Origin of the sequence: Ensifer sp. ZNC0028, assembly GCF_000799055.1 — a bacterium.
GTDB lineage: Bacteria > Pseudomonadota > Alphaproteobacteria > Rhizobiales > Rhizobiaceae > Ensifer.
In genome coordinates this window covers 27,642-49,512 of the sequence record NZ_JTLA01000094.1, presented here as the reverse complement: position 1 = coordinate 49,512, position 21,871 = coordinate 27,642, and the positions used below count along the sequence as shown (strand labels likewise).

Below are 21,871 nucleotides of genomic sequence, written 5' to 3'. Positions count from 1 at the left end.
CGTAGCTGGACGCCGCACTCCCGCCGCTCGAAGAGACGCCTGCCAAGGCCACCCCAGCATGTCCCGAAATGAAACCGCCGTTGCAGCGCCGCGCGTCCTTGTAAAGACGCGGCAGGCCGTTGTGGCACTTTGAATGGCCGCCTGTTCTGCCTTGATCCAAGGGTGATCCAGGGACACATGCGGTAGGCGAGTGAGGACAGTGCGATGAGCGATGGGGCGCCCAACGGCGCGGACATCAACAGGGTCATTCTTGAGTCGAGTTGCGACGCACTCGGCATCGCTGTGCTTGTCTGCAGCCGGGACGATACCATTCTCTTTGCCAGCCGCACGATGCTGCAATTTTTCCCGGTGCCGGCGGAAGCCCTGATGCCGGGCACGCGGCTCCGCGAATTCCTCGGCGCCGTCTATGACACCGGCGTCCGTCCGGGCACCGTTCCGGAAAACAGCCGCCGGCGCACCAACCGCGAGGAATGGATTGCCGAGCACATGGCGCTGCATTGGCGCGAGCGCTACGAGAGCGTCGAGCGCGCCGGCCGCACCCGCTGGGTTTCCATGCGCAAGCGCCGCCTGTCGAGCGGCATGGGCATCCTGTCGATCAGCGACGTCTCCGACCAGAAGAAGCGCGACGAACAGCTGCAGACCGACCTGGAGCGGGTGGAACTGACCGAGCAGATCCTCGACGCCCAGCCCAATCCCATCTGCGTCAAGGACCGCAATCTCAATTACATCGCGGTCAACAAGGCCTTCTGCCTGATCCATGACCTGGCGCAGGACGCCATTCTCGGCCGGTCGGCCTGGGACCTGGTCGAGAGCGACCTGGCGGAGCGCTTCGAACAGTCCGATCGCATGGTGCTTGAAACCGGCAAGCCGTTTTCGCAGGCCGAGCACATCGTGCGTGCCGATGGCAGCGATCTCTGGGTGCTGACCCGCAAGTACCGCGTCGGCATGCCTGGCCGCCATTTCGTCGTCACCTGCATGAACGACGTGACCGATATTGCCGTCTGGTATCAGGGCGGCGAGGAACCTCCGGCCGAGGTCACGCTGCAAATCCGCGACTACAGCATTTTTGCCGCGGCACAGAATTTCTACGATCCTTTCCGGGCGCTGAATGTCCAGCAGCTCGTCGAGGCGGGGTCGATGATCGAGACCTTGCCGGCGCGGGGGCTGCGGGTGCTTCTGGCGACCGACGACCGATCGCTGGAAGAGCGGCTTGTCGCCCGGCTGCGCGGCTCCGGGCTCGACGCCTGCGCCGTTCGCGATGCCGACGAATTGCGCGCCTTCTGCGCGGCCGTCGACGAGGCGGGGCTGAAACTCGACATCCTCTTGCTCGACGCGGCTTTCCCGGAGCGGCAGAAGGTCGCCGCAGGCTGGCGCGACAGCCCGATCCTCCCGGTGTCTGAGGATCAGGACGGGGCGGCGGTGCTTGCGGAAGTCTTCCGCGTCTGCTCAGAGCGGGCTGGCGCCGCGCCGCAACAGGAATGGTCGCTATCGTTCGAGGCCGAGGAGATCGCGCCGCCGCCGCCGGCGCCGCAGGTCGATGTGCTCGTTGCCGAGGACAACCAGATCAACCAGTTCGTCTTCACCCAGATCCTCGAAGGGCTCGGCGTTTCTCATCGGATCGCCGCCAACGGTCGCGAGGCCGTCGAACTCTGGCACGAACTGCAACCGGCCCTTGTGCTGATGGATGTGTCGATGCCGGTCATGAACGGCTTCGACGCCACCGTCGCGATCCGGTCGGCGGAGAAGGGACGCACACAGAAAACGCCGATCATCGGCGTTACCGCCCAGGCCCTGGATATCGACCTGCAGCAATGCAAGGCATCCGGCATGGACGACCACATCATGAAGCCGGTGAGCCCCGACATGATCGAGGCTGTGCTGAGAAAATTCATGCCGGTGAAGGCAGTACGAACGGCTGGTTGAGTAAAAGGCGTGTCAACTCGCTAGAATTGGGGAGGCCAATGGCAAATCTTGGAGCGGCGCGATATCGGATTGTTAACCGCCGATTGCGATCGTCTGCACCGAATTGCCGCTAAAGTGTAGAGCCCCATCCGTATGCCTCGCATCCACCTCGTTGCCCAAGCCCCGGTCGTGTCGGAAGGACACAGCCGGTCTGCGTCGTGGCGCGGGCTGGCGGTGCGGTCTATTGGGCATCGCCCCTGCCAGATGAATGGGGGACGGCGATGATGACAGCTGAAACGCCCTACCACCGCGTTGGCCGCGAGGCGTCTGCTGCCTGGGGCGACGTCGATCCGCTGACCGGTCTCGGCAACGCCCGTTGCCTGCGCCAGAGCGTGCTTGACCTCGCTGAGGAGCGGGCCAGCGACCCGGCGCCGTTCACCATCGGCCTTGCCAATATCGACGGTTTCAAGCCGATCAATGACCTGTTCGGACCCGAGGCAGGCGACGAGATCCTCTGCCAGGTGGCCTATCGGCTGAAGGCCTGCGCGCCTGAAGGCGCCACCATCACCCGTTTCGACAGCGACGAATTCGCATTCGTGTTGCCGCTGATCTTCGAGCGCAAGGGCGCCGAGAAGATCGGGCAGATGCTGAAGGAAGTGCTGTCTGCCCCCTTCGATCTCGGCGACCGCCATGTTCGTCTGTCCGCCTCCTTCGGCTTCGCCGTCTATCCCTTTGCGGGCGAGGTGTTCGAGGATCTCCTGAAAAGCGCCGACACTGCGCTTTATCGCTCGAAGCGCCGCGGCCGCGGGCAGATCACCGTCTATTCGCAGGAGATCGCCCAGGAGATGAAGCGCGCGACGCAGCTCGAACAGGCGCTGCGCAATGCCATCATCGCCAACGAGGTCGACGTGCACTTCCAGCCGATCGTCGATCTGCGCAACGACGCGGTTGTCGGCTTCGAGGCCCTGGCGCGCTGGTGCGATGCCGATCTCGGTTATGTCTCTCCGGCGGTGTTCGTGCCGCTCGCCGAGGAGCGCGGCTTCATCGATTCGCTCGCCGAGGTGCTGCTGCGCAAGGCGGCCCATGCCGCCCTTTCCTGGCCGAAGGAACTCTTCCTTTCCTTCAATCTCTCCTCGGCGCAGCTGACGGACCCGACCACCAGCCGACGCCTGCTGTCGATCATCAGCCAGATCGGCCTCGACCCACGGCGCCTGGAGCTGGAAATTACCGAGACGGCCGTCATGGCCGATGCGGATATCGCCCAGAAGATCGTTGCGGAACTGCGCGCCGCCGGCGTCCGCGTCTCGCTCGACGATTTCGGCACCGGCCAGTCGAGCCTCGGCCGGCTCCGCGACTTCTCCTTCGACAAGGTCAAGATCGACCGGGCCTTCGTCTCGCGCATCTCGGCCGATCGCGCCTCGGAGCACATCATCAAGGCGATCGTGTCGATGTGCGAGGGTCTCGAGCTCGAGGTCGTCGCCGAAGGTATCGAGGATTTTTCCGAGGCCCTGAAACTGAAGGCACTCGGCTGCGGCCTGGGGCAGGGCTATTTTTACGGAAAACCCGCCGATGCGGTGGCGACGATGCGCTATCTTGCCGATCGCTACCGCGATCTTCCCGTCCAGGCCTGATCCGGGTTAGTCCTCGGTCCCGGACATCTCAGCGCGGTCGCGCCGTCCTTCATCCAGCAGCCAGTCACGCACCCTTTTGGCCTGCGCATTCAGTTCGCGCGATCGCGGCCAGACGACGTAGAAGGCAAGGCCCGTCTTCAGCACGTGCCCGGCGACCGGGACCAGCGCGCCCGAGCGGATCTGCGGATAGATCAGGTGTTCCCAGCCGAGCGCCACGCCTTCGCCGGACAATACTGCCTGGATCACCAGGACATAGTCGTTGATCGAAAGGCGCCGCGCCTGCTTGGGATAGGCATGGCCGGCGCTCGCAAACCACTCAGTCCAATCGCAGGCGCGGCGCACCGGCTCTTCCAGGTGGATGAGATTGTGGTTGAGCAGGTCGGCGGCCGTCTTCGGCAGGCCATGCCGCTCGATGTAGGCGGGGGTCGCGACCGCGTTGACCACCTCGTCGGCGAGCAGGGCGGCATGGTAACGCGGCCAATGGCTGGGGTCGCCGCCGCGAATGCCGAGCGGGATCGGCTCCTCCTCCAGGTCGAGGTCGCGCACGCTGGTCTGGATCCGGAGATCGATTTCCGGCAGGTCCTCGCGCATGCGGTTGAGGCGGGGCAGCATCCACATCGAGGCAAAGGCGGTCGACGCCGCCAGCGTCACGTTGGTCTCGCGGCCCTTGGCGCGAATGTCTTCGGCCGACTTCTGGATGCGCGACAGGCCGACCGACACGTCGGCATGAAATTTTTCCCCCGCCTCGGTCAGTTCCACGGCGCGGTGCACGCGGTGAAACAGCGGCACGCCCAGCTGTTCCTCAAGTCCGCGCACGGCGTAGGAGACCGCAGCCTGGGTCATGCCGAGCTCGTTGGCGGCACGGGTGAAGTTCTGGTGGCGGCCGGCCGCCTCGAACACGATGAGGCTTGCGGCGGACGGAAGCAGGCGGCGCAGGTTTTCCATAAACCATGCTTATAGCATGGATCGAATTTTTCCAGCGTTACAGTGGAATTTTTCGCCCATAGCATCACCTGAGATGATGGGAGGATGCGGGCATGGAGACAGCATTGGCAACGGACGCGGCGGCACCGAGACGGACGCGCGGCACACGGCCGAACCGGCGCGAGGGCGCGGGGCGCAGCCTTGGCGTTCCCTACATTCTCCGCAACATTCCCACCTACGATATTCTCGGCGAGGAAAGCCTGCTTCGGATCGAGGCGGTCGCCGATCGTATTCTCGCCGAGGTGGGCATCGAGTTCCGCGACGACCCCGAAGCGCTCGACCACTGGAAGCGGGCCGGTGCGAAGGTCGATGGCGTCCGGGTGACCTTCGAGCCGGGCATGCTCAAGGAAATCGTCGCCTCGGCGCCGCGCCAGTTTACCCAGCATGCCCGCAATCCGGCCCGCAATGTCGAGATCGGCGGCAACAGCGTCGTCTTTTCGCCTGCCTATGGTTCGCCCTTCGTCATGGATCTCGACAAGGGGCGGCGCTACGGCACGATCGAGGACTTCCGCAACCTGATCAAGCTGGCGCAGTCGAGCCCCTGGCTGCACCATTCGGGCGGCACGATCTGCGAGCCGGTCGACGTGCCGGTCAACAAGCGCCACCTCGACATGGTCTACAGCCACATCAAATATTCCGACCGCGCCTTCATGGGTTCGATCACGGCGGAAGACCGTGCCGAAGATTCGATCGAGATGGCGCGCATTCTTTTTGGCCGCGATTTCGTCGACCGGAACTGCGTCATCCTCGGCAATGTCAACGTCAACTCGCCGCTGGTCTGGGACGGCACGATGACGAAGTCTCTGCGCGCCTATGCGCGGGCGAACCAGGCCGCAGTCATCGTGCCCTTCATCCTCGGGGGCGCCATGGGGCCGGTCACCAATGCCGGCGCCATTGCCCAGTCCTATGCCGAAACACTCGCCGGCTGTGCGCTGACCCAGCTCGAACGCAAGGGCGCCCCGGTCATCTTCGGCAACTTCCTGTCGTCCATGTCGCTGCGCTCGGGCTCGCCCACCTTCGGCACGCCGGAGCCGGCGATCGGCAGCATGGTGGTCGGCCAGCTTGCGCGCCGGCTCGGCCTGCCGCTGCGCTGTGCCGGCAATTTCTCCAATTCGAAGCTGCCGGATGCACAGGCGATGCAGGAAGGCGCGATGTCGATGCTCTCGGCGGTGCATTGCGGCGCGAATTTCATCCTGCATTCCGCCGGCTTCGTCGATGGGCTGCTCGCCATGTCCTACGAGAAGTTCGTCATGGACACAGACTTCTGCGGCGCGCTGCATTCCTATCTCGCCGGCGTCGTCGTCGACGACAACACGCTCGCCATGGACGCCTTCCTGCAGGTCGGTCCCGGCAGCCATTTCCTGGGCTGCGACCACACGATGCGCAATTACCAGACCGCCTTCTGGGACTCGGCCCTTTCGGATAACGAACCCTTCGAGAAATGGCTTGAGGAGGGCGAGACCGACATGGCGACACGCGCCAACCGCGCCTGGAAGAAGACGCTTGCCGAATATGAAGCGCCGCCGCTGGATGTGGCGCTCGACGAGGCGCTGATCGATTATGTCACGCGTCGCAAGGACAGCATGGCGGATGCTTGGTACTGACGAAGCCGGCATGCTCGGTCGCCTTTCAAGGAACAGGAAATGACATCGTCGAAAGACCCGCTGCTGCAGCCTTACAGCCTGAAACACCTGACGCTCAAGAATCGGATCATGTCGACGTCTCATGAGCCGGCCTATTCCGAAGATGGCATGCCGAAGGACCGCTACCGGCTCTATCACCTGGAAAAGGCCAAGGGCGGCATGGCGCTGACGATGACCGCCGGCTCGGCGATCGTGTCGGAGGATTCGCCGCCGGCCTTCGGCAATCTCCACGCCTACTCAGACGAGATCGTGCCGTGGCTGAAGAAGATCGCCGACGACTGTCATGAGCATGACTGCGCCGTGATGATCCAGCTTACCCATCTCGGCCGCCGCACCGGCTGGAACAAGGGTGACTGGCTGCCGGTGCTCTCCGCCTCGCCGGTGCGCGAGGCGGCGCATCGTTCTTTTCCGAAGGAGATCGAGGACTGGGACATCGAGCGCATCGTTAGCGACTATGCAGCGGCGGCAAGCCGCATGCAGGCCGCCGGTCTCGACGGTATCGAGCTAGAGGCCTACGGCCATCTGATGGACGGTTTCTGGTCGCCGGCAACGAACCAGCGCGACGACGCCTTCGGCGGCTCGCTCGACAACCGCCTGCGGTTCACTGACATGGTGCTCGACGCCATCCGCGCCTCCGTGGGCAAGGACTTCATCGTCGGCATCCGCATGGTCGCCGACGAGGATTGGGACAAGGGGCTTTCGAAGGAGGAGGGCGTCGAGATCGCCCGGCGGCTCGCGGGGTCCGGCAAGGTCGATTTCCTCAACGTCATCCGCGGCCATATCGATCACGACGCGCCGCTCACCAAGGTCATCCCGATCCAGGGCATGGCTGCGTCACCGCATCTCGATTTCGCCGGAGAGGTGAGGGCGGCGACGAAGTTCCCGGTCTTCCATGCCGCCCGCATCGCCGATGTGGCGACCGCCCGCCACGCGATTGCCGAAGGCAAGCTCGACATGGTCGGCATGACCCGCGCCCATATCGCCGACCCGCACATCGTCAGGAAGATCGAGGAGGGCCGGGAGGCCCAAATCCGCCCCTGCGTCGGCGCCACCTACTGCCTCGATCGCATCTATGAAGGCGGCGGTGCGCTCTGCATCCACAATGCCGCTACCGGGCGTGAGGCGATCGTGCCGCATGTCATCCGCAAAAGCGAAGGGCCGAAGCGCAAGGCCGTGGTCGTCGGCGCCGGCCCGGCTGGGCTCGAGGCGGCCCGGGTGCTTGCCGAGCGCGGGCATCAGGTGGAGGTGCTGGAGGCGACCGGCGAGGCGGGCGGCCAGATCCTGCTCGCCCAGCGCAATCCACGCCGCCGCGAGCTGATCGGCATCGTCGACTGGCGGCTCTCCGAACTGGAGCGGCTCGGCGTGCCGATCCACTACAACATCTTTGCCGGCGTGGACGACATTCAAGAGCGCGTCCCGGATCTCGTCGTCGTCGCGACCGGCGGCATTGCCCAAAATCCCGCACTCGACAAAGGCGACGACCTCGTCGTGTCGAGCTGGGATATCATCGCCGGAACAGTGAAGCCGGAGGGGCCGGTGCTGCTCTATGACGACAACGGTGCCCATAGCGGCATGACGGCGGCCGAGTTGATCGCGCGTGCCGGCGTCGAGCTCGAAATCGTCTCGCCCGAGCGCATGTTCGCGCCCGAGGTTGGGGGCATGAACCATGTGCCCTATGCCGCCGCCTTTGCCGAACACAATGTCCGGGTGACGATCAACACGCGGCTGAAATCCGTGCGGCGGGAGGGCAACGGCCTGGTGGCGACGCTCGGTTCCGATTTTTCGGACAAGGCCACGGTCGAGCGACGTGTGGCGCAAGTGGTGGTCGAGCATGGCACGATGCCGATGGACGACCTCTATCGTGAACTGAAGCCGCTTTCGCGCAATCTGGGCGCCGTCGACTACAAGGCGCTGCTTCGCGGCGAGAACCCCATCCCGCAGAAAAACCCGGATGCCGGTTTCGACATGTTCCGCATCGGCGATGCGGTTTCCAGCCGCAACATCCATGCGGGGATCTACGATGCCTTGCGTTACGGCGTGCTCGTCTGAACACGGCAAGAGCGGCGGTGTGAACCGCCGCTCCCTGCGCACTCAACAACAACCTGATACCGATTACTGCTGCGGCTGAGCCGGTGCCGGTGCCGTGCTTGTCGAAGAGGTCGTCGATGTATCAACCGGCTGGTTGGCGTTCTGCTCGGCGATCTTCTGCGACTTGGTCTTGAATTCCGGAGCCGCCTTCAGCGTATCGGCGGTTTCCGTCGTCGTCAGCTTCAGCTTGTCCGTGTTGGGCTGCTCGGCAATCGTGATGCGATCAAACGGAACCGCTACGTCCTTTTCACCGAGGCCCAGGAAGCCGCCGACACCGATCACGGCCGCTTCCACGCCGCCATCCTTCTTCATGATCAGGTCGTTGATCTCGCCGATGCTTTCGTCACCGGCATTATAGACGCTCTGGCCGATATAGGTGCTGGCCGCGATCTGATCGCTCTCCTGCTCGGTCAGATAGGTGGCGTTCGATTGCGCCATATCAGCAGGCTTGGTTTCCGTGATCGGCGGCTTCGTTTCGGCCTGGTCGGCCGGAGCCGTGGCGTCCGGCGCAGGCTGCGCCGGCTGCATCGTCTGCGGCTGATCCATCGGCTTGGTTGCGTCCTGCGCGAAAGCCACCGGGGCGACAGTAAGACCCGCGAAGAGCGCGCCGGCTGCGACGGTTGTTACGAGTTTCTTGATCATCTCAAACTGCCTTTCCTTGACGTTTCGATCAGGGCGCGGGCCTGGCTTCTGCCGCCAGGTCCACCGCGCCGGTGATATGGTGTCAACGCCCGGGGGCGCGAACGGTTCCGGAAAAATAGTCAAAGTTTCAGGGACGAAAGATCCGTTGCCGGTGAGCGTGGCCTCGGATCGCGATTTTCCAAGGATTGCCGGCAATCTCCTGCGGACATGTATTTCATCTTCCGAATATATGTATTTTAGTGATCAATTATGTACTTAGGGTCATTCATGAATTCTTGAGTGTTCTTGCTGATACTTGTCCGATGGCAGGAAATAGCGCGCAGCGTCGTCACCCTGTTATGCCGGGATGGTTTTCACGATGTTCTTGCCGCGCCGCTTTCTTTCGATTTCCTTGCTCTCCGTTCTGGCGATGGCTGGCCTCGTTCTGATCGAGCGCAATCTTTTCGGCCTGCGCTATTTTTCGGAGCGGGTTCCCGGCGTCGAGCCCTACAATCTCTGGCATGCCTGGGTGGCGCTGAGCCTGTCGCTGGCGGCTGTTCAGGGATTTACCCGCGACGCCGCCTGGCTGGGCGCGCCGGAGCTGCGGCTGGCGTCCGGGCGTGAGCTTGGGCTTTGTGTCGCCAGCTGGATGCTCGCCGTGCTGATGGCGCTGGTGTTCGTTGCCGATCCCCTCAGCTTCAGCCTTCTGGCCCGCGAAGACGGCCTGGTCGAATGGGCGTCTGCCCTTTTGATCTTCATCGCCAGCGGCTTCTTTGCATTTACCGCCGTCGGGCAGCTGCGCGTGGCCCGTTCGGGAATGGGGCGCCGCGCCTGGATGGCCGCGGCCTTTGCAGCGCTTCTGGCGCTTTGCTTCTTCGTGGTCGGCATGGAGGAGGTATCCTGGATGCAGCGCGTCTTCGGCATCGACACGCCGGAGGGCCTGCTCGCGCTCAACAAGCAGCAGGAACTGAACCTGCACAACATCTCCACCGGCTTCTCGGAGCTGCTCTACTACACCGGCAGCTTCTTCCTTCTGACGCTCGCGCCCTTCGTCTGGCTCTATCTGCGCAAGAACGTCAGTCTTGGCCGGCTCGATGCCTTCGCCCCGAGCGTGCTGGTGCTGGTGGCAAGCGCCCCGATGGCCGCCTTCAACAGCGACAACTGGAGCATGCTGCCGACACAGATGATGGTGATGATGACCGTGATCATACTGCTGGTGATCGCCGACATCGCGCTGAGGGCGGGGCACTGGCGCGAGTTCATCGTGCTGACGGCCGGCGCCGTTCTGATTGTCGCGATCCAGGAACTGTTCATCCTCCAGGCTTCCACGCTCGTGCGCCTTTGGGACCCGACCGAGTACAAGGAGTTTTTCATCGCGCTCGGGCTTGCCATCTACGGCTTTGAAACCTGGGTGCGGCTGCGTTCGCCGGCCTCGAGCCTTTCGCGATTGGGCTCCCGTCCCCTGGCCGGATAAAAATACCCCGCCGGATGGGCGGGGTATCTGGAGCGCTTCTGCTTCGAACTGGATGCGAACCCGTCAGTGGCTTTCGCGCAGCACTTCGCTGCCGCTGGCGCCGACGAGGAAGTCGAGGTCAGCACCCTTGTCGGCCTGCAGCACCGTATCCTGGTAGAGCTTGTAGTAGCCGCGGGTCCATTTCTGCGGCGGCGCCTGCCAGGCGGCCATGCGCGTCTGAAACTCTTCCTCGCTGATCATCAGGTTGAGTTCGCCCTTCATCGCGTCGAGGCGGATGCGGTCGCCGGTCTTGACGATGGCGAGCGGCCCGCCGGCATTCGATTCCGGGCTGACATGCAGGACCACGGTGCCGAAGGCGGTGCCCGACATGCGGGCGTCGGACACGCGCACCATGTCGCGCACGCCTTTTTCGACGAGGCGCCGCGGGATCGGCATGTTGCCGACCTCGGCCATCCCCGGATAGCCCTTGGGCCCGCAGCCCTTGAGCACGAGGATCGTGTCTTCCGTGACCGGCAGGTCCGGATCGTCGATCTTCGCCTTCAGTTCCTCGATCGTCTCGAAGACATAGGCCGGGCCCTCATGCACCAAGAGATGCTCGCTGGCCGCCGACGGCTTGATGACGGCGCCGTTCGGCGCAAGGTTGCCCTTGAGCACGCGAATGCCGGCGGCTGCCCGCAGCGGATTGTCGAGCGGGCGGATCACGTCGTCGTTATAGACTTCGGCGTCTTCCCAATATTTGCTGATCGGCACGCCGAACACCGTCGGCGCGTCGGCATGCAGCAGGTGCTGGATGCGGTTCATCACCGCCGGCAGGCCGCCGGCATAGGCGAGGTCTTCGATCAGATACTTGCCTGATGGCATGCAGTTGACGATGCAGGGCACCTGGCTTCCGACCCGGTCGAAATCCTCAAGACAGAGATCGACGCCGGCGCGACCCGCGATCGCCAGCATGTGCACGACGGCATTGGTCGAGCCGCCCACGGCGGCATTGGCGATGATACCGTTCTCGAAATTCTTCTTGGTCAGCACCTTCGACAGGCGCAGGTCTTCATGCACCATCTCGACGATGCGCTTGCCGGTCATGTGCGACAGCGCCATCCGGCGGGCGTCGACGGCGGGCAGTGCCGCATTGGTCGGCAGCGACAGGCCCATGGCTTCGACGATCGAGGCCATGGTGGTGGCCGTGCCCATGGTCATGCACACGCCCGGTGAGCGCGACATGCCGCTTTCGGCCGCCATGAATTCCTGCATGCTCATGTCACCGGCACGCACGGCCTCGGAGAACTTCCAGACATCCGTGCCGGAGCCGATGTCCTTGCCCTTCCACTTGCCGTTCAGCATCGGGCCGGAGGAGACGACGATCGTCGGCAGGTCGACGGAAGCAGCGCCCATCAGCTGGCCGGGTGTGGTCTTGTCGCAGCCGCCGAGCAGCACCACGCCGTCGATGCCATAGGCGCGGATCGCCTCTTCGACGTCCATGGCGAGCAGGTTTCGGAAGAGCATCGCGGTCGGGCGCATCTGTGTTTCGCCGAGCGAGGACACCGGGAACTCGACCGGGAAACCGCCGGCTTCCCAGACGCCGCGCTTCACGCCTTCAGCCAGGATGCGCAGGTGGCTGTTACAGGGGGTCAGTTCCGACCAGGTGTTACAGATGCCGATGATCGGGCGGCCATCGAAGACGTGGTCCGGAAATCCCTGGTTCTTCATCCAGGAACGATGGATGAAGCCATCCTTGTCGGTGCCGCCGTACCAGTGACGGCTGCGCAGTTCTTTCTTCTTGTCGCTCATGCGAGCTTCCTCCTCACCATGCGATCCAACGCGTGGCTGAATTGTATGACTTTTTATTGGCGTTTCGCCAAGAGTCCCGTGGCCAAGAATTTCCGGTCAGAGACGGAAAGACGGCTCGAGCCGTCCCTTGACGCTGACGCCGAGGTCGAAGGTCTTGCCGGCATGCGGGTCCGCCGCACGCGTTGCCTCGTCCATGTCCTGCCAGGCGGATGTCACCAGCATGCGGTCGGCCTTCGGCCCGATGAATGCTGTGCAGCTCGGCTGCGTCGTCGGCATCGCGTAACGCGCGATGCGCGCGCCGTCGGGGCGGTAGACATCGACCGTGCCGCTGCCCCAGCGGGCGTTCCAGATCAGGCCGTCGGCATCGCAGACGGAACCGTCGATGCCGCCAGCTTCACCGCTGCCATCGACGAGCAGGCTCGGTTCGCCCTTGGGCAGTCCCGTCTCGGCATCGATGTCGACGCGCATCAGGTGGTTGATGTCGGTGTCGACGAAATAGGCGACGGTTCCATCCGGCGAGAAGCAGATGCTGTTGGGAATGGTGATGGCGTCGTAGAGCTTCGTCACCCTGGTGCCGGCGACGTGATAGATCGCGCCGGAGCCCTTTTCGGCGCTGCGGCCCATGGTGCCGATCCACAGCGAACCGGACGCATGCACGCGGCCGTCGTTCGAGCGATTGATCGGCTTGTCCTCAAGCGTGGTGAGCAGGCTGAGGGCACCGGTCCGCGTATCCCTGACAAAGAGGCCCTGGTCGGAGGCAATCAGTTGCCGGGCCGGATCGATGACGGCGAGCACGCTGCCGAGGAAGGGCAGGGCATGCACGGTCTTGCGCCCGCTTTCCAGGTGCAGCTCATGCAGTTCCTGACCCTTGATGTTGAACCACCAGGCGGTGCCGGTCGCCGGATCATAGGTCGGGCCTTCGCCGAGGATCGACGTCGCTTCGCAGAGAATGCTGCCGGCAAAGGGAATGGTGTCGCTCATCACTGTGCTCCGTAGACGGCGTCGTAGGCCTTGATGGTGGCAACGGCGCGCTCGCGGACTTCAGCCGCGCTCATGCCGGGCTTGTAGAGGCTCGATCCGAGACCGAAGCTGCGGATGCCGGCCTTGGCGTAGTCGCCGAAGTTCGCGTCGGAAACACCGCCGACGGCAGCGATCTCAAGCTCTGGCGGCAGGATCGCGCGGATCGCGATGATGCCCGATGGGCCGAGCACGCTTGCCGGAAAGAACTTGAGGCCGGTCGCGCCGGCTGCTGCGGCCGACAGTGCTTCGGTCGGGGTCAGCACGCCCGGCATGGTGACCATGCCCTTCTCTGCGGCAAGCGAGATGACCGCTGGCTCGACATTCGGGCTCACCATCAGGCGGCCGCCCACATCGGCAAGCTGTTCCACCTGCGCCGTCGTCAGCACCGTGCCGGCGCCGATCAGGCAGCCCTCGGGCGCCATCTTCACGGCGGTCTCGATCGAGCGGAACGGATCGGGCGAGTTCAGCGGGATCTCGATCGCGGTGAAGCCGGTTTCGATCAGAGCGCCGACGACGCCTGCGGTTTCCTCGGGCTTGAGGCCGCGCAGGATGGCGATCAGCGGGTACTTCATCGGCGGAAAGGGAATGCGGGTCATGAGCGTGTCTTTCGTTCAGAGGGGCCAGATCGCCTGGGCGGCGGTCGAAAGGCCGGAGCGGACGGCGGTGTCGGCATCGACCACCTGGAGCGGGCAGTCGAGGCTTTCGAGCGCCGCCTGATAGAGCGTGCCGAGGGAACCGGAGGCGACGAGGCAGATGCTGTCGATCGTCTTGGCCGAAGCCAGCGCCCCGGCGATCTCAAGCCCGATCAGCGTGCCCGACAGCAACGCCTTGGCATCGGTCGCGCTTGCGCCGTGCAGCAGTTGGCCGGAGCGCGCGCCGAAGATCAGGCTGGTGGCAAGCGCCGGATTGGTGCGCGCCTCGGCCACCGCCGCCGCAAAGGCGGGGTGGTCGCCGGCAAAGGCATGGGCGTCGGCGATCGAGTGGCTGAGGATCGAGTGCTTGGAGATCACGTCGAACAATTCGCCGGTCATGAAGGTGGAAAAGCCGCTGACGGCGCCGTCTTCGAGCCGCACCCATTTGCTGTGCGTGCCCGGCATGCAGACGAGATGCCGACCGCGACCGAGATCGCCGGCCGCGCCGAGCAATTGCGTCTCCTCGCCGCGCATCACGTCCGGATGCCGTCGGTCGCGTTGCGCGAGGCCCGGCAAGATGCGGATGTCGCGATCGAGATCCGGCACCGCCACCGCATGGGAGGCGATATCGGCGAGCGCGGCCGGCGTATCGAGATAGCCGGCTTCGACCCAACCCTGCTTGGCGCCGGCCATGCCGCAGATGATCGCCGGCAGGTGGCCTGGCGCATCGACGGCGGACAGGTGTTTTTCAAGGATCGAATGGAACCCGGTCTTGTTGGCGGTGGTCATGCCTTCGCCGCTACGGCGTTCGGCGAGTACCGTGCCGTCCTCGCCGATGATCCACAGCCGGAAACTCGTCGTTCCCCAATCGACCGCGGCATAATAGGCTGCCGTCATCACAGTGCGCCTCCATCTATAATCATTGTTTGCGCGGTCATGCCCGAGGAACAAGCCGACGCGAGAAATAGGCAAGGGCCGACGAGATCGTCGGCGGTGAGGCTTCGCTTCAGGCACTGCCGTTCCTGCATGCCGGCGATCGCCGCGTCGCTCAGCCACAGCCGCTTCTGTCGCTCGGTGACGATCATGCCGGGCAGAATCGCGTTGACACGGATATTGTCGGGGCCGAGCTTTCCGGCGAGCGATTTGGTCAGGCCGACGATCGCAGCCTTCGCCGTCGCATAGGCCGGGATTTCGGCCATGTTGAGCAGATAGGCGATCGAGGAGAAATTGACGATCGACCCGCCGCCGGCTTGGCGCATATGCGGCGCAATCGTTTGGCTCATGAAGAACAGATGCCTGAGGTTGACCGCCTGGCTCTCGTCCCAGCTCTCTTCTGTCACGCTCTCCAGCGGCTCGCGATCGTCACGCGCGGCATTGTTGACGAGCACATGGACCGCGCCGAGCGCGGTCGCCGCAGTCTCCGCGGCCTTCTTTACCGCGTCGATGTCGCGCAAGTCGGCGGGAATATAGAGTGGTGCCGTGCTGGCCCTGGCGGCGAGCCTTTCGACGAGGTCGATACTTGCCCGTTCGTCGATATCGACGAAGGCCACGCGTGCGCCCTGGTCGACGAAACCCTCGACAAGCGCAGCGCCAATGCCGGAACCGCCACCGGTGATCAGCACCGCGCGGTCTTTGAGATCATGAATCTGTGCCCTCGGCACCGGCATATTCCTGTATCCCCGATCAGTTTTGTGACGAGATTATTGTTCCAATATTTGGAACTTGATTTTATTATATGGAATTATCGCGTCGAAGCGTCTATCTTGTCAAGGTCGCGCGCCGATCGCGCGACGGCAATCGGACACAAGCGAGCGACGATGACGAGCAAAGAGGCAGGCGGCGGGGACGAGAGTCGTGCGGAGGCTGGCACGGGCACGCTCGGCAAGGCGATCGCCGTGCTGGAAGCGGTGGTCACCGCCGACGGCCCGCAGCGCTTCACCGATATTCTCGCCCGGTCCGGCCAGCCGCGTGGCACGTTGCATCGGCTACTCAGCCACCTCGTCGAGGAAGGACTGCTGATCCAGCGTCGCGACCTCTCTTATGAGCCTGGCCTCCGGCTGCTGACGCTTGCCTACCGCTCCTGGTCTGCCAATCGCTTCCGCGATGTTGCCGAACCGCACCTGCAGCGCCTGCACGAGTTGACGGGCGAGACCGTGCATCTCGGCATCCTGCGCGAGACCGAGATCGTCTATGTCGACAAGGTCGAGAGCCGCCAGACGGTGCGCATGAGTTCGCAGATCGGCAAGGCCTCGCCGGCCTATTGCACCGGCATCGGCAAAGCGGCGCTGTCCCTGCTTGGGCAGCCGGAGTTGGAAGGCGTTCTGGCTCGAACCGAGTTTCACGCTTTCACGCCGCACACCCATCGCTCGGCCGCCACCTTGCTGGCGGAGATCGAGGAAATCCGGCGCGACGGACACGCTTTCGATCGCGAGGAGCATGAAACGGAGATCCGCTGCGTTGCCGCGCCCATCCTCATTCCCGGCAGCGAACTTGCGGCCGGCCTGTCGGTGACGGGGCCCGCCTACCGGGTCACCATGGATCAATTGTCGGCCTGGGCAGCTGCGGTTCGGGCCGCGGCGCAAGCGGTTGGCGAGGACGCGGCGATCCGTCTCGGGCCCGGCCGTGGTGGACCTTGAATTCACTTTACGGTAAATTAGAAACATCGACTGGACGTGGCGCGTCTCGCTCGATAGCTTTAATATATCAGACTCAGGTTCGTGGATGGTCTTAGTCTGGTTCGTTTTTGGTATTGGTATAAATTTTTGACGTGATCTTCATGCGGCGTCAGCGGCCGGTTCCCGCATGGAACCGGATGTGGAGAAGGGCGGAAGATGATCGATTTCAGCGCGAATTTGTCGGCGTTGGCGCTTCCTGATGGGCGAACCATCCGTGGGCCGATTTGTTGTGAAGAGGATATCAGGCGCGTGATTGCCCAGGTTGCGGATTCCTATGGTTTCCGTGGTTTCCTGGTGCTGGCCATTCCGGAGACTGAGAGCAACAGCCTGTCGGTCAGCGCACTGATGACGAACTACCCGGCTGCCTTTCTCAAGGGTTATGACAGCGCGGGCCTGATCAACGGCAGCCCGGTGATCCAGCGGCTGCGGCGCAGCACCATTCCCTTTACCTACGACGCGCACCAGCTCGCGCGCCGCCGTGCCGACGGCAAGGGCGACGCGGCGGTCTGCGTCTTCGAACAGGCGAACATGCCGCGCGGCCTCTATCTGCCGGTGCACGATGCGAGCGGCCACCGCGCCGCGATCGCCTTTGGCGGCGACCGCCCCGTGGTTTCCAATGACGAGCTTCAGGAGCTCAATCTTTGGGCCGGTGTGCTCTACAGCAAATACATGGAGGTTCGCGATCGCGACAAGCGCGGAGCGGGAAGCCTTTCGCGCCGCGAGGTCGAGTGTCTGCGCTGGGCGGCGGCCGGCAAGACCACCAGCGAAATGGCGAAAATTCTGGCGCTGTCCGAGTATACGGTCAACCACTACCTCAACCGGGCAACGCGCAAGCTGGATTCGGTCAATCGCGTTCAGACCGTTGCAAAGGCCGTGCGCGCCGGGTTGATCAACTGATCGCCGGCACGCGTCGTGCGCGAGGCTGATGGCCATATCGGCCCTCACGAGGGGAAATACACAGACTTTTGGGTCGAGGCGGCAGGGATTTTCGATCATCTGTTGGCATTGGCAGGCTGCTCGGTCTATTTGATACGTGATGAATGCCATGGAACGCGCGAATGCAGGATACGATGACGACCGGGATGACTGACGCAGATCTGCCCCGGGGCGGCGATTTCGCGTCCGAGATCGCAAAGCTTGAGACCCAGTTCGATATCATCCGCTACATGCGGCGGATCACGCAGGTCTTTGGCTTCAAGACGTTTCTGATCTGCTCGATCCCCTCGATCGACGTGGAGCGCCTTGCTGCGAGCACGGTCATCTCCAATATGCCGGCCGAACTGCTGAACAAGTATGACAGCCTGTCGATGCTGCGCTTCAGCACCGGCGTGCGCCGCCTGCGCGAGACGACGACGCCGTTCCAGGTGACGCTTGCGGCGTGGGAGGGCGAGGGCGGCAAGCCGGAAACGGCGGCCGAATACATCGCGATGCTGCGCGAAAACGGCATCTTCCAGGCTAGCTACTTCCCGGTGCATGACGCAGAGGGCGGCCGTGGCGCGGTCATCCTGATGGGCCCGCTAGTCGAACTGCCGATGACGGTGACCATGGAACTGCAGATGATTGCAATCCATGTCTATAACCGTCTCGCTGAAATTGGCTCCGTGTGGAAAAGCAGCGGTGCCGCACTATCCGAGCGCGAGATCCAGTGCCTGAGCTGGACGGCGGCCGGAAAGACCAGCGCCGAGATTGCCGGCATCCTCGGGCTCTCCGAGCATACGGTCAACCACTACCTCAACCACGTGACCAAGAAGCTTGACGCCGTCAACCGCACCCAGGCGGTCGTGAAGGCGATGAAGAAGGGCTACATCAGCTAGGCGGCGACCCCGTTCACGCTTGGCTGTAGTCCGCTATCGGCTCCTGGCCGATCCGGCGGACCAGCTGTGCCAAGGGATTGCGCTCGTCTCGTCCCAAAGCACTCCGGTATCGGTGAGGTCTGTTCCTTTAAACGCATGGCGACAGCCACCGCGATGTGAAGCCGCCGATTCGTTTCAAGGCGCCCCGGTTTCAAATCCGCTCTTTTGCCGCCTCGTCCTTTAGCCAATCGATGAAGGCCCGTACCAGGTCGCGTTTCGCGGCGTTCGGCATCGTGACGGCATAGTAGGCGAAGTCAGTCGGCCAAGGCAGGTCCAGTGCGAGCGCCAGGCGGCCGGCTGCAATGTCATCGACCGCATAGACGTCCCGCACCAGCGCCAGCCCCTGTCCGGCGATTGCAGCGCGCAAAAGCAGGAAATCATCCTCGAATGACACGCCGCGTTCAGCGCGCGGATCGTCGGCGACGCCCATTGCCCGAAACCACAACTGCCAATCGGCTCTGTCAGAATCCTGAAGCAGTGGGTAGCCCAAGCAATCAACTGGCACCTGTAGTCGTGGCCCCCTTTCAAGCAGGGCCGGAGATATGACCGGCAACAGCACCGGTGCCATCAAACGCTCCGCCACGAGGCCGGGATATTCCCCGAGGCCGTGCCGAATGGCAACGTCGACCCGGTCCTTGTGCAGGTCGACCAAGCTCGCCGTTGCCTCGACGCGGACCTCCACATGTGGATGTCGGCTTGTGAACCGCCCGAGACGGGGCACGAGCCAGGATGCTGCAAAGGATGGGACCGTGCTGATGGTCAACGTCGGTCGGGCGTTGATGGCTTCCAGTGTTTCGAGGCTCGACGCGATCTGGTCGAACGCCAGGACAAGGGCCGGGTGAACCTTGGCGCCCGCTTCGGTCAGGCGAACGCCATAACGTGTGCGTGTGAATAGCGTCACGCCGAGGCGCTCTTCCAACTGTCTGATCTGCTGGCTCACTGCTCCGGACGTAACGCCCATGGCTTCGGCGGCCTTTTTGAGGCTGCGATACCGGCCGGTCTCGGTAAAGGCCCTCAGGGCAAGGAGCGGGAGAACAGGGTTCATTATGTAGTTTTCCTAAATTCTTTGCTCAGATCGTATCGTTTCCGATCCGCTATGAAAATGGGTAATTCTGCACGTGAAGGGGAAGCCATAACTGAGCTTTCCTCAATTTTAATTTCAAAGCGGATCGGTTGGCTATGGAGATCTCGACACACAAGGACAGTCGCCGAGAGGCGGACGCCAGCGCGTGGCTGGCGCTGGTAAGGAGGGCTGGCAGATGATCGACCTCTACACGGAATCGTCCCCGAACGGCTTCAAGGCGACGATCGCTCTCGAGGAACTGGCGCTGCCCTATCGCCTGCACCATGTGAACATCGACAAGGGCGAGCATCGGCGGCCCGAATTCCTCAGCCTTAACCCGCATGGCCGCATCCCCGCGATCGTGGATCGCGAGACGGGCATCATCCTTTTCGAGTCGGCGGCCATCCTGCTCTACCTTGCCGAGAAGACCGGCCGGCTCCTGCCGAAGGAGCAAAGGGCGCGCTGGGAGGCGATCAAGTGGCTGCAGTTCCATGCATCGAGCATGGGACCGATCCTCGGCCAGCGTGTCCATTTCGAGATCTTCGCCGATGAGAAGATCCCTGCCGCCATCGACCGCTACAGGCGCTTGACCGACGATGCTTTCGCCGTTCTCGACGGGTAATTGGCCGGCAATCGCTGGCTTGCGGGCGAGGACTACTCCGTCGCCGACATTGCCACGTTCGGCTGGACTCATATCGCGGCTATCAGCGGTTTCACCTTCGCCCAGCACCGATATCTGACGCGTTGGCACGAACAGGTGAGTGCACGCCCGGCCGTCGCGCGCGGCGTCTTGCTTCCTGCGCCGGCGACCGGCCCCTGATGATAGAAGAGGAGTTTCCCTTGAACATTGCGACTTCAAGTATTGCAACGTCCGGCGCGCTCGCGGGCGCTTCGTCCGAGACGTTTGCCGACCACCCGGGCTATCGACGCATGTTCGCCCGAGATCACCTGACCGTCGGCATCTTCCTGCCGCTGCGTTTCTATCAAGGCGACATGGCGGTATTGCAGGGGCAGGCTGATCTTGTCGCTGAGGCGGATCGGCGCGGCTTTGCGGCAGTCTGGGTGCGTGACGTACCGTTGTTCGATCCCGCATTCGGCGACGCCGGGCAGCTTTTCGAACCTTTCACCTACCTGTCCTATCTCGCCGCGCGCACGAACAGGATCGCGCTGGCGACCGGCAGCGCGATCTTTTCGCTTCGGCATCCGATCGATCTGGCAAAGGCGGCAAGCACGATCGATCATCTTTCAGGCGGTCGGCTTGTACTCGGAATCGCATCGGGCGACAGACCGGTCGAGTTCCCGGCCTATGGCCTGGACATGGACGAGCGGGGTACTCGGTTTGCGCAGGCCGTAGCCTATTTCCGGCAACTCCTTGCCCCCGGACGTTTGGCCATCGATACGGGCCTCGGCATGGTCACCGGCGCGGATTTCTTGCCCAAACCGCCGGTCGGCCGAATTCCGCTGATCGTCACGGGTTCCAGCCGGCAATCCTCCGCATGGGTCGCGGAACAGGCCGACGGTTGGTTGACCTATCCGCAATCCACGCATACGGCCGATGGTCCGCGGCGGCTCGCTCTGAACATACGCGCCTGGCGCGAGCGGATCGCGGATGGCGGGTTCAGGCCGCACATGACCAATGAATGGATCGACCTCGCCGACGATCCGAATTTCCCGAGAACGCCGCTTCGCGGCGGCTTCGTCCTCAAGACGGGTCGAAAGGGATTGATCGATCTTCTCGGCGAGTGGCGCGAGGCAGGGGTCAATCACGCCGCACTGGGAATGCAGTTCGCCGGCCGGCCGGCGCCCGAAATTATTCAGGAACTGGCGGAAGAGGTCTTGCCCCAATTTCCGTCGCTGGAGGGGCCGAAGCCGCTTGCCGCAAAATGGTAACACCGGCCAAGGACGCGGCCTCACCCGATGCGGCGTTGAAATCGCTGTTCGCGCAGATTCCTACCGCAGTAACGATCGTAACGGTGGGAACCGGAGGGGAGCGCTACGGGGCGACGGTCGGATCGGTGGGGGCTCTTTCGCTCGATCCTCCATTGCTGATGTTTGCGATGAAGGAGGAGTCCATCCTTCTGCGTCGCCTCGACGTGGGCTCGCCGATCGGCTTCAATCTGCTCGCAGCCAGGCAGCACGACATAGCCCGGCGATTTTCAACACCTGGTATCGATCGCTTTGGCCTGACACATTGGTGCGAGGAGAATGACCTGCCTCGCATCGATGATGCTCTGGTCTGGATTGCTGCGCGGGTGCGAGACCGGGTGCGTCTGGGCGATCACATGCTCGTCACGGCCGAAGTCAAACACGCAGAGATCGAAGCTGGCGCACCGCTGGTATACTGGAGGCGGGAATTCCGGTCGCTTGCCGAACACGGGACGGCCGGGCCCGATTCGAGATAGCGGGCACGGTCTTTCGTTCGCCAGCATCCCGGCAATCTGCTCCATCATTGGACGATTTGCAGACGGTTGCTCAGAAACTGGGCATATGCCATCGT

Annotated in this window: 20 protein-coding genes; 12 read left to right on the top strand and 8 right to left on the bottom strand. The window is 63.5% G+C overall.

Features of this window, described 5'->3' with window-relative positions:
* The first annotated feature begins 204 nt into the window (after nt 1-204).
* Nucleotides 205-1,923, top strand: a complete 1,719-nt coding sequence (locus L981_RS21845) for a response regulator (protein WP_043620968.1) — start codon at nt 205-207, stop codon at nt 1,921-1,923.
* 263 nt (nt 1,924-2,186) lie between these two features.
* A complete protein-coding gene (locus L981_RS21840; RefSeq protein WP_043621020.1) occupies nt 2,187-3,533 on the top strand; it encodes a bifunctional diguanylate cyclase/phosphodiesterase in 1,347 nt (448 codons plus the stop codon).
* Nucleotides 3,534-3,539: 6 nt separating this feature from the next.
* Here the strand turns inward: L981_RS21840 and L981_RS21835 are convergent, their stop codons facing one another.
* On the bottom strand, nt 3,540-4,478 hold the full coding sequence (locus L981_RS21835) for a LysR substrate-binding domain-containing protein (RefSeq protein WP_043620966.1): 939 nt from the start codon (nt 4,476-4,478) through the stop codon (nt 3,540-3,542).
* Between the two features lie 92 nt (nt 4,479-4,570).
* Between L981_RS21835 and L981_RS21830 the strand changes: the two genes are divergently transcribed.
* Nucleotides 4,571-6,121, top strand: a complete 1,551-nt coding sequence (locus tag L981_RS21830; protein ID WP_043620964.1) for a trimethylamine methyltransferase family protein — start codon at nt 4,571-4,573, stop codon at nt 6,119-6,121.
* 39 nt (nt 6,122-6,160) lie between these two features.
* Nucleotides 6,161-8,209, top strand: a complete 2,049-nt coding sequence (locus tag L981_RS21825) for an NADH:flavin oxidoreductase (RefSeq protein ID WP_043620959.1) — start codon at nt 6,161-6,163, stop codon at nt 8,207-8,209.
* 63 nt (nt 8,210-8,272) lie between these two features.
* On the opposite strand, the gene L981_RS21820 is transcribed toward L981_RS21825, so the two are convergent.
* Nucleotides 8,273-8,890 (bottom strand): PRC-barrel domain-containing protein, encoded by a 618-nt coding sequence (locus L981_RS21820; protein ID WP_043620957.1) that lies wholly within the window; start codon nt 8,888-8,890, stop codon nt 8,273-8,275.
* Between the two features lie 358 nt (nt 8,891-9,248).
* Here L981_RS21820 and L981_RS33405 point away from each other — a divergent pair, with 358 nt between their 5' ends.
* On the top strand, nt 9,249-10,343 hold the full coding sequence (locus L981_RS33405; RefSeq protein WP_156134185.1) for a hypothetical protein: 1,095 nt from the start codon (nt 9,249-9,251) through the stop codon (nt 10,341-10,343).
* A 63-nt stretch (nt 10,344-10,406) separates the two neighbouring features.
* On the opposite strand, the gene L981_RS21810 is transcribed toward L981_RS33405, so the two are convergent.
* The 5 genes from L981_RS21810 to L981_RS21790 form a co-directional block, all read right to left on the bottom strand.
* Nucleotides 10,407-12,131 (bottom strand): IlvD/Edd family dehydratase, encoded by a 1,725-nt coding sequence (locus L981_RS21810; protein WP_043620951.1) that lies wholly within the window; start codon nt 12,129-12,131, stop codon nt 10,407-10,409.
* A gap of 96 nt (nt 12,132-12,227) precedes the next feature.
* Nucleotides 12,228-13,112: an SMP-30/gluconolactonase/LRE family protein gene (locus L981_RS21805; RefSeq protein WP_043620948.1), complete on the bottom strand. Its 885-nt coding sequence runs from the start codon at nt 13,110-13,112 to the stop codon at nt 12,228-12,230.
* Nucleotides 13,112-13,747, bottom strand: a complete 636-nt coding sequence (locus L981_RS21800) for a 2-dehydro-3-deoxy-6-phosphogalactonate aldolase (RefSeq protein ID WP_043620947.1) — start codon at nt 13,745-13,747, stop codon at nt 13,112-13,114. Before L981_RS21800 ends, L981_RS21805 begins: the two co-directional genes overlap by 1 nt.
* Before the next feature lie 15 nt (nt 13,748-13,762).
* Nucleotides 13,763-14,680 (bottom strand): 2-dehydro-3-deoxygalactonokinase, encoded by a 918-nt coding sequence (locus L981_RS21795; RefSeq protein ID WP_043620946.1) that lies wholly within the window; start codon nt 14,678-14,680, stop codon nt 13,763-13,765.
* The gene (locus L981_RS21790; RefSeq protein ID WP_043620945.1) at nt 14,680-15,450 is read right to left on the bottom strand and encodes an SDR family NAD(P)-dependent oxidoreductase; all 771 of its coding nucleotides are present in this window, start codon (nt 15,448-15,450) and stop codon (nt 14,680-14,682) included. The genes L981_RS21795 and L981_RS21790 overlap by 1 nt, the downstream gene beginning before the upstream one ends.
* A 150-nt stretch (nt 15,451-15,600) precedes the next feature.
* On the opposite strand from L981_RS21790, the gene L981_RS21785 reads away from it, so the two are divergent.
* The 3 genes from L981_RS21785 (at nt 15,601) to L981_RS21775 (ending at nt 18,272) form a co-directional block, all read left to right on the top strand.
* A complete protein-coding gene (locus L981_RS21785) occupies nt 15,601-16,419 on the top strand; it encodes an IclR family transcriptional regulator (RefSeq protein ID WP_043620944.1) in 819 nt (272 codons plus the stop codon).
* Nucleotides 16,420-16,614: 195 nt separating this feature from the next.
* The gene (locus L981_RS21780) at nt 16,615-17,355 is read left to right on the top strand and encodes a LuxR family transcriptional regulator (RefSeq protein ID WP_043620943.1); all 741 of its coding nucleotides are present in this window, start codon (nt 16,615-16,617) and stop codon (nt 17,353-17,355) included.
* A 143-nt stretch (nt 17,356-17,498) separates the two neighbouring features.
* Complete coding sequence (locus tag L981_RS21775) at nt 17,499-18,272, top strand: LuxR family transcriptional regulator (RefSeq protein WP_052201938.1); 774 nt, start codon at nt 17,499-17,501, stop codon at nt 18,270-18,272.
* A gap of 190 nt (nt 18,273-18,462) precedes the next feature.
* Here the strand turns inward: L981_RS21775 and gcvA are convergent, their stop codons facing one another.
* Nucleotides 18,463-19,356, bottom strand: a complete 894-nt coding sequence (gcvA, locus tag L981_RS21770) for a transcriptional regulator GcvA (RefSeq protein ID WP_043620942.1) — start codon at nt 19,354-19,356, stop codon at nt 18,463-18,465.
* 214 nt (nt 19,357-19,570) lie between these two features.
* Here gcvA and L981_RS21765 point away from each other — a divergent pair, with 214 nt between their 5' ends.
* The 4 genes from L981_RS21765 to L981_RS21755 are packed head-to-tail and all read left to right on the top strand — an operon-like array spanning nt 19,571 to nt 21,776.
* The gene (locus L981_RS21765) at nt 19,571-19,996 is read left to right on the top strand and encodes a glutathione S-transferase family protein (RefSeq protein ID WP_197067181.1); all 426 of its coding nucleotides are present in this window, start codon (nt 19,571-19,573) and stop codon (nt 19,994-19,996) included.
* A complete protein-coding gene (locus tag L981_RS36060; protein WP_197067180.1) occupies nt 19,997-20,194 on the top strand; it encodes a glutathione binding-like protein in 198 nt (65 codons plus the stop codon).
* A complete protein-coding gene (locus tag L981_RS21760) occupies nt 20,194-21,264 on the top strand; it encodes an LLM class oxidoreductase (protein WP_052201937.1) in 1,071 nt (356 codons plus the stop codon). The genes L981_RS36060 and L981_RS21760 overlap by 1 nt, the downstream gene beginning before the upstream one ends.
* Nucleotides 21,258-21,776: a flavin reductase family protein gene (locus tag L981_RS21755; protein ID WP_052201936.1), complete on the top strand. Its 519-nt coding sequence runs from the start codon at nt 21,258-21,260 to the stop codon at nt 21,774-21,776. Before L981_RS21760 ends, L981_RS21755 begins: the two co-directional genes overlap by 7 nt.
* The last annotated feature ends 95 nt before the right edge of the window (nt 21,777-21,871 follow it).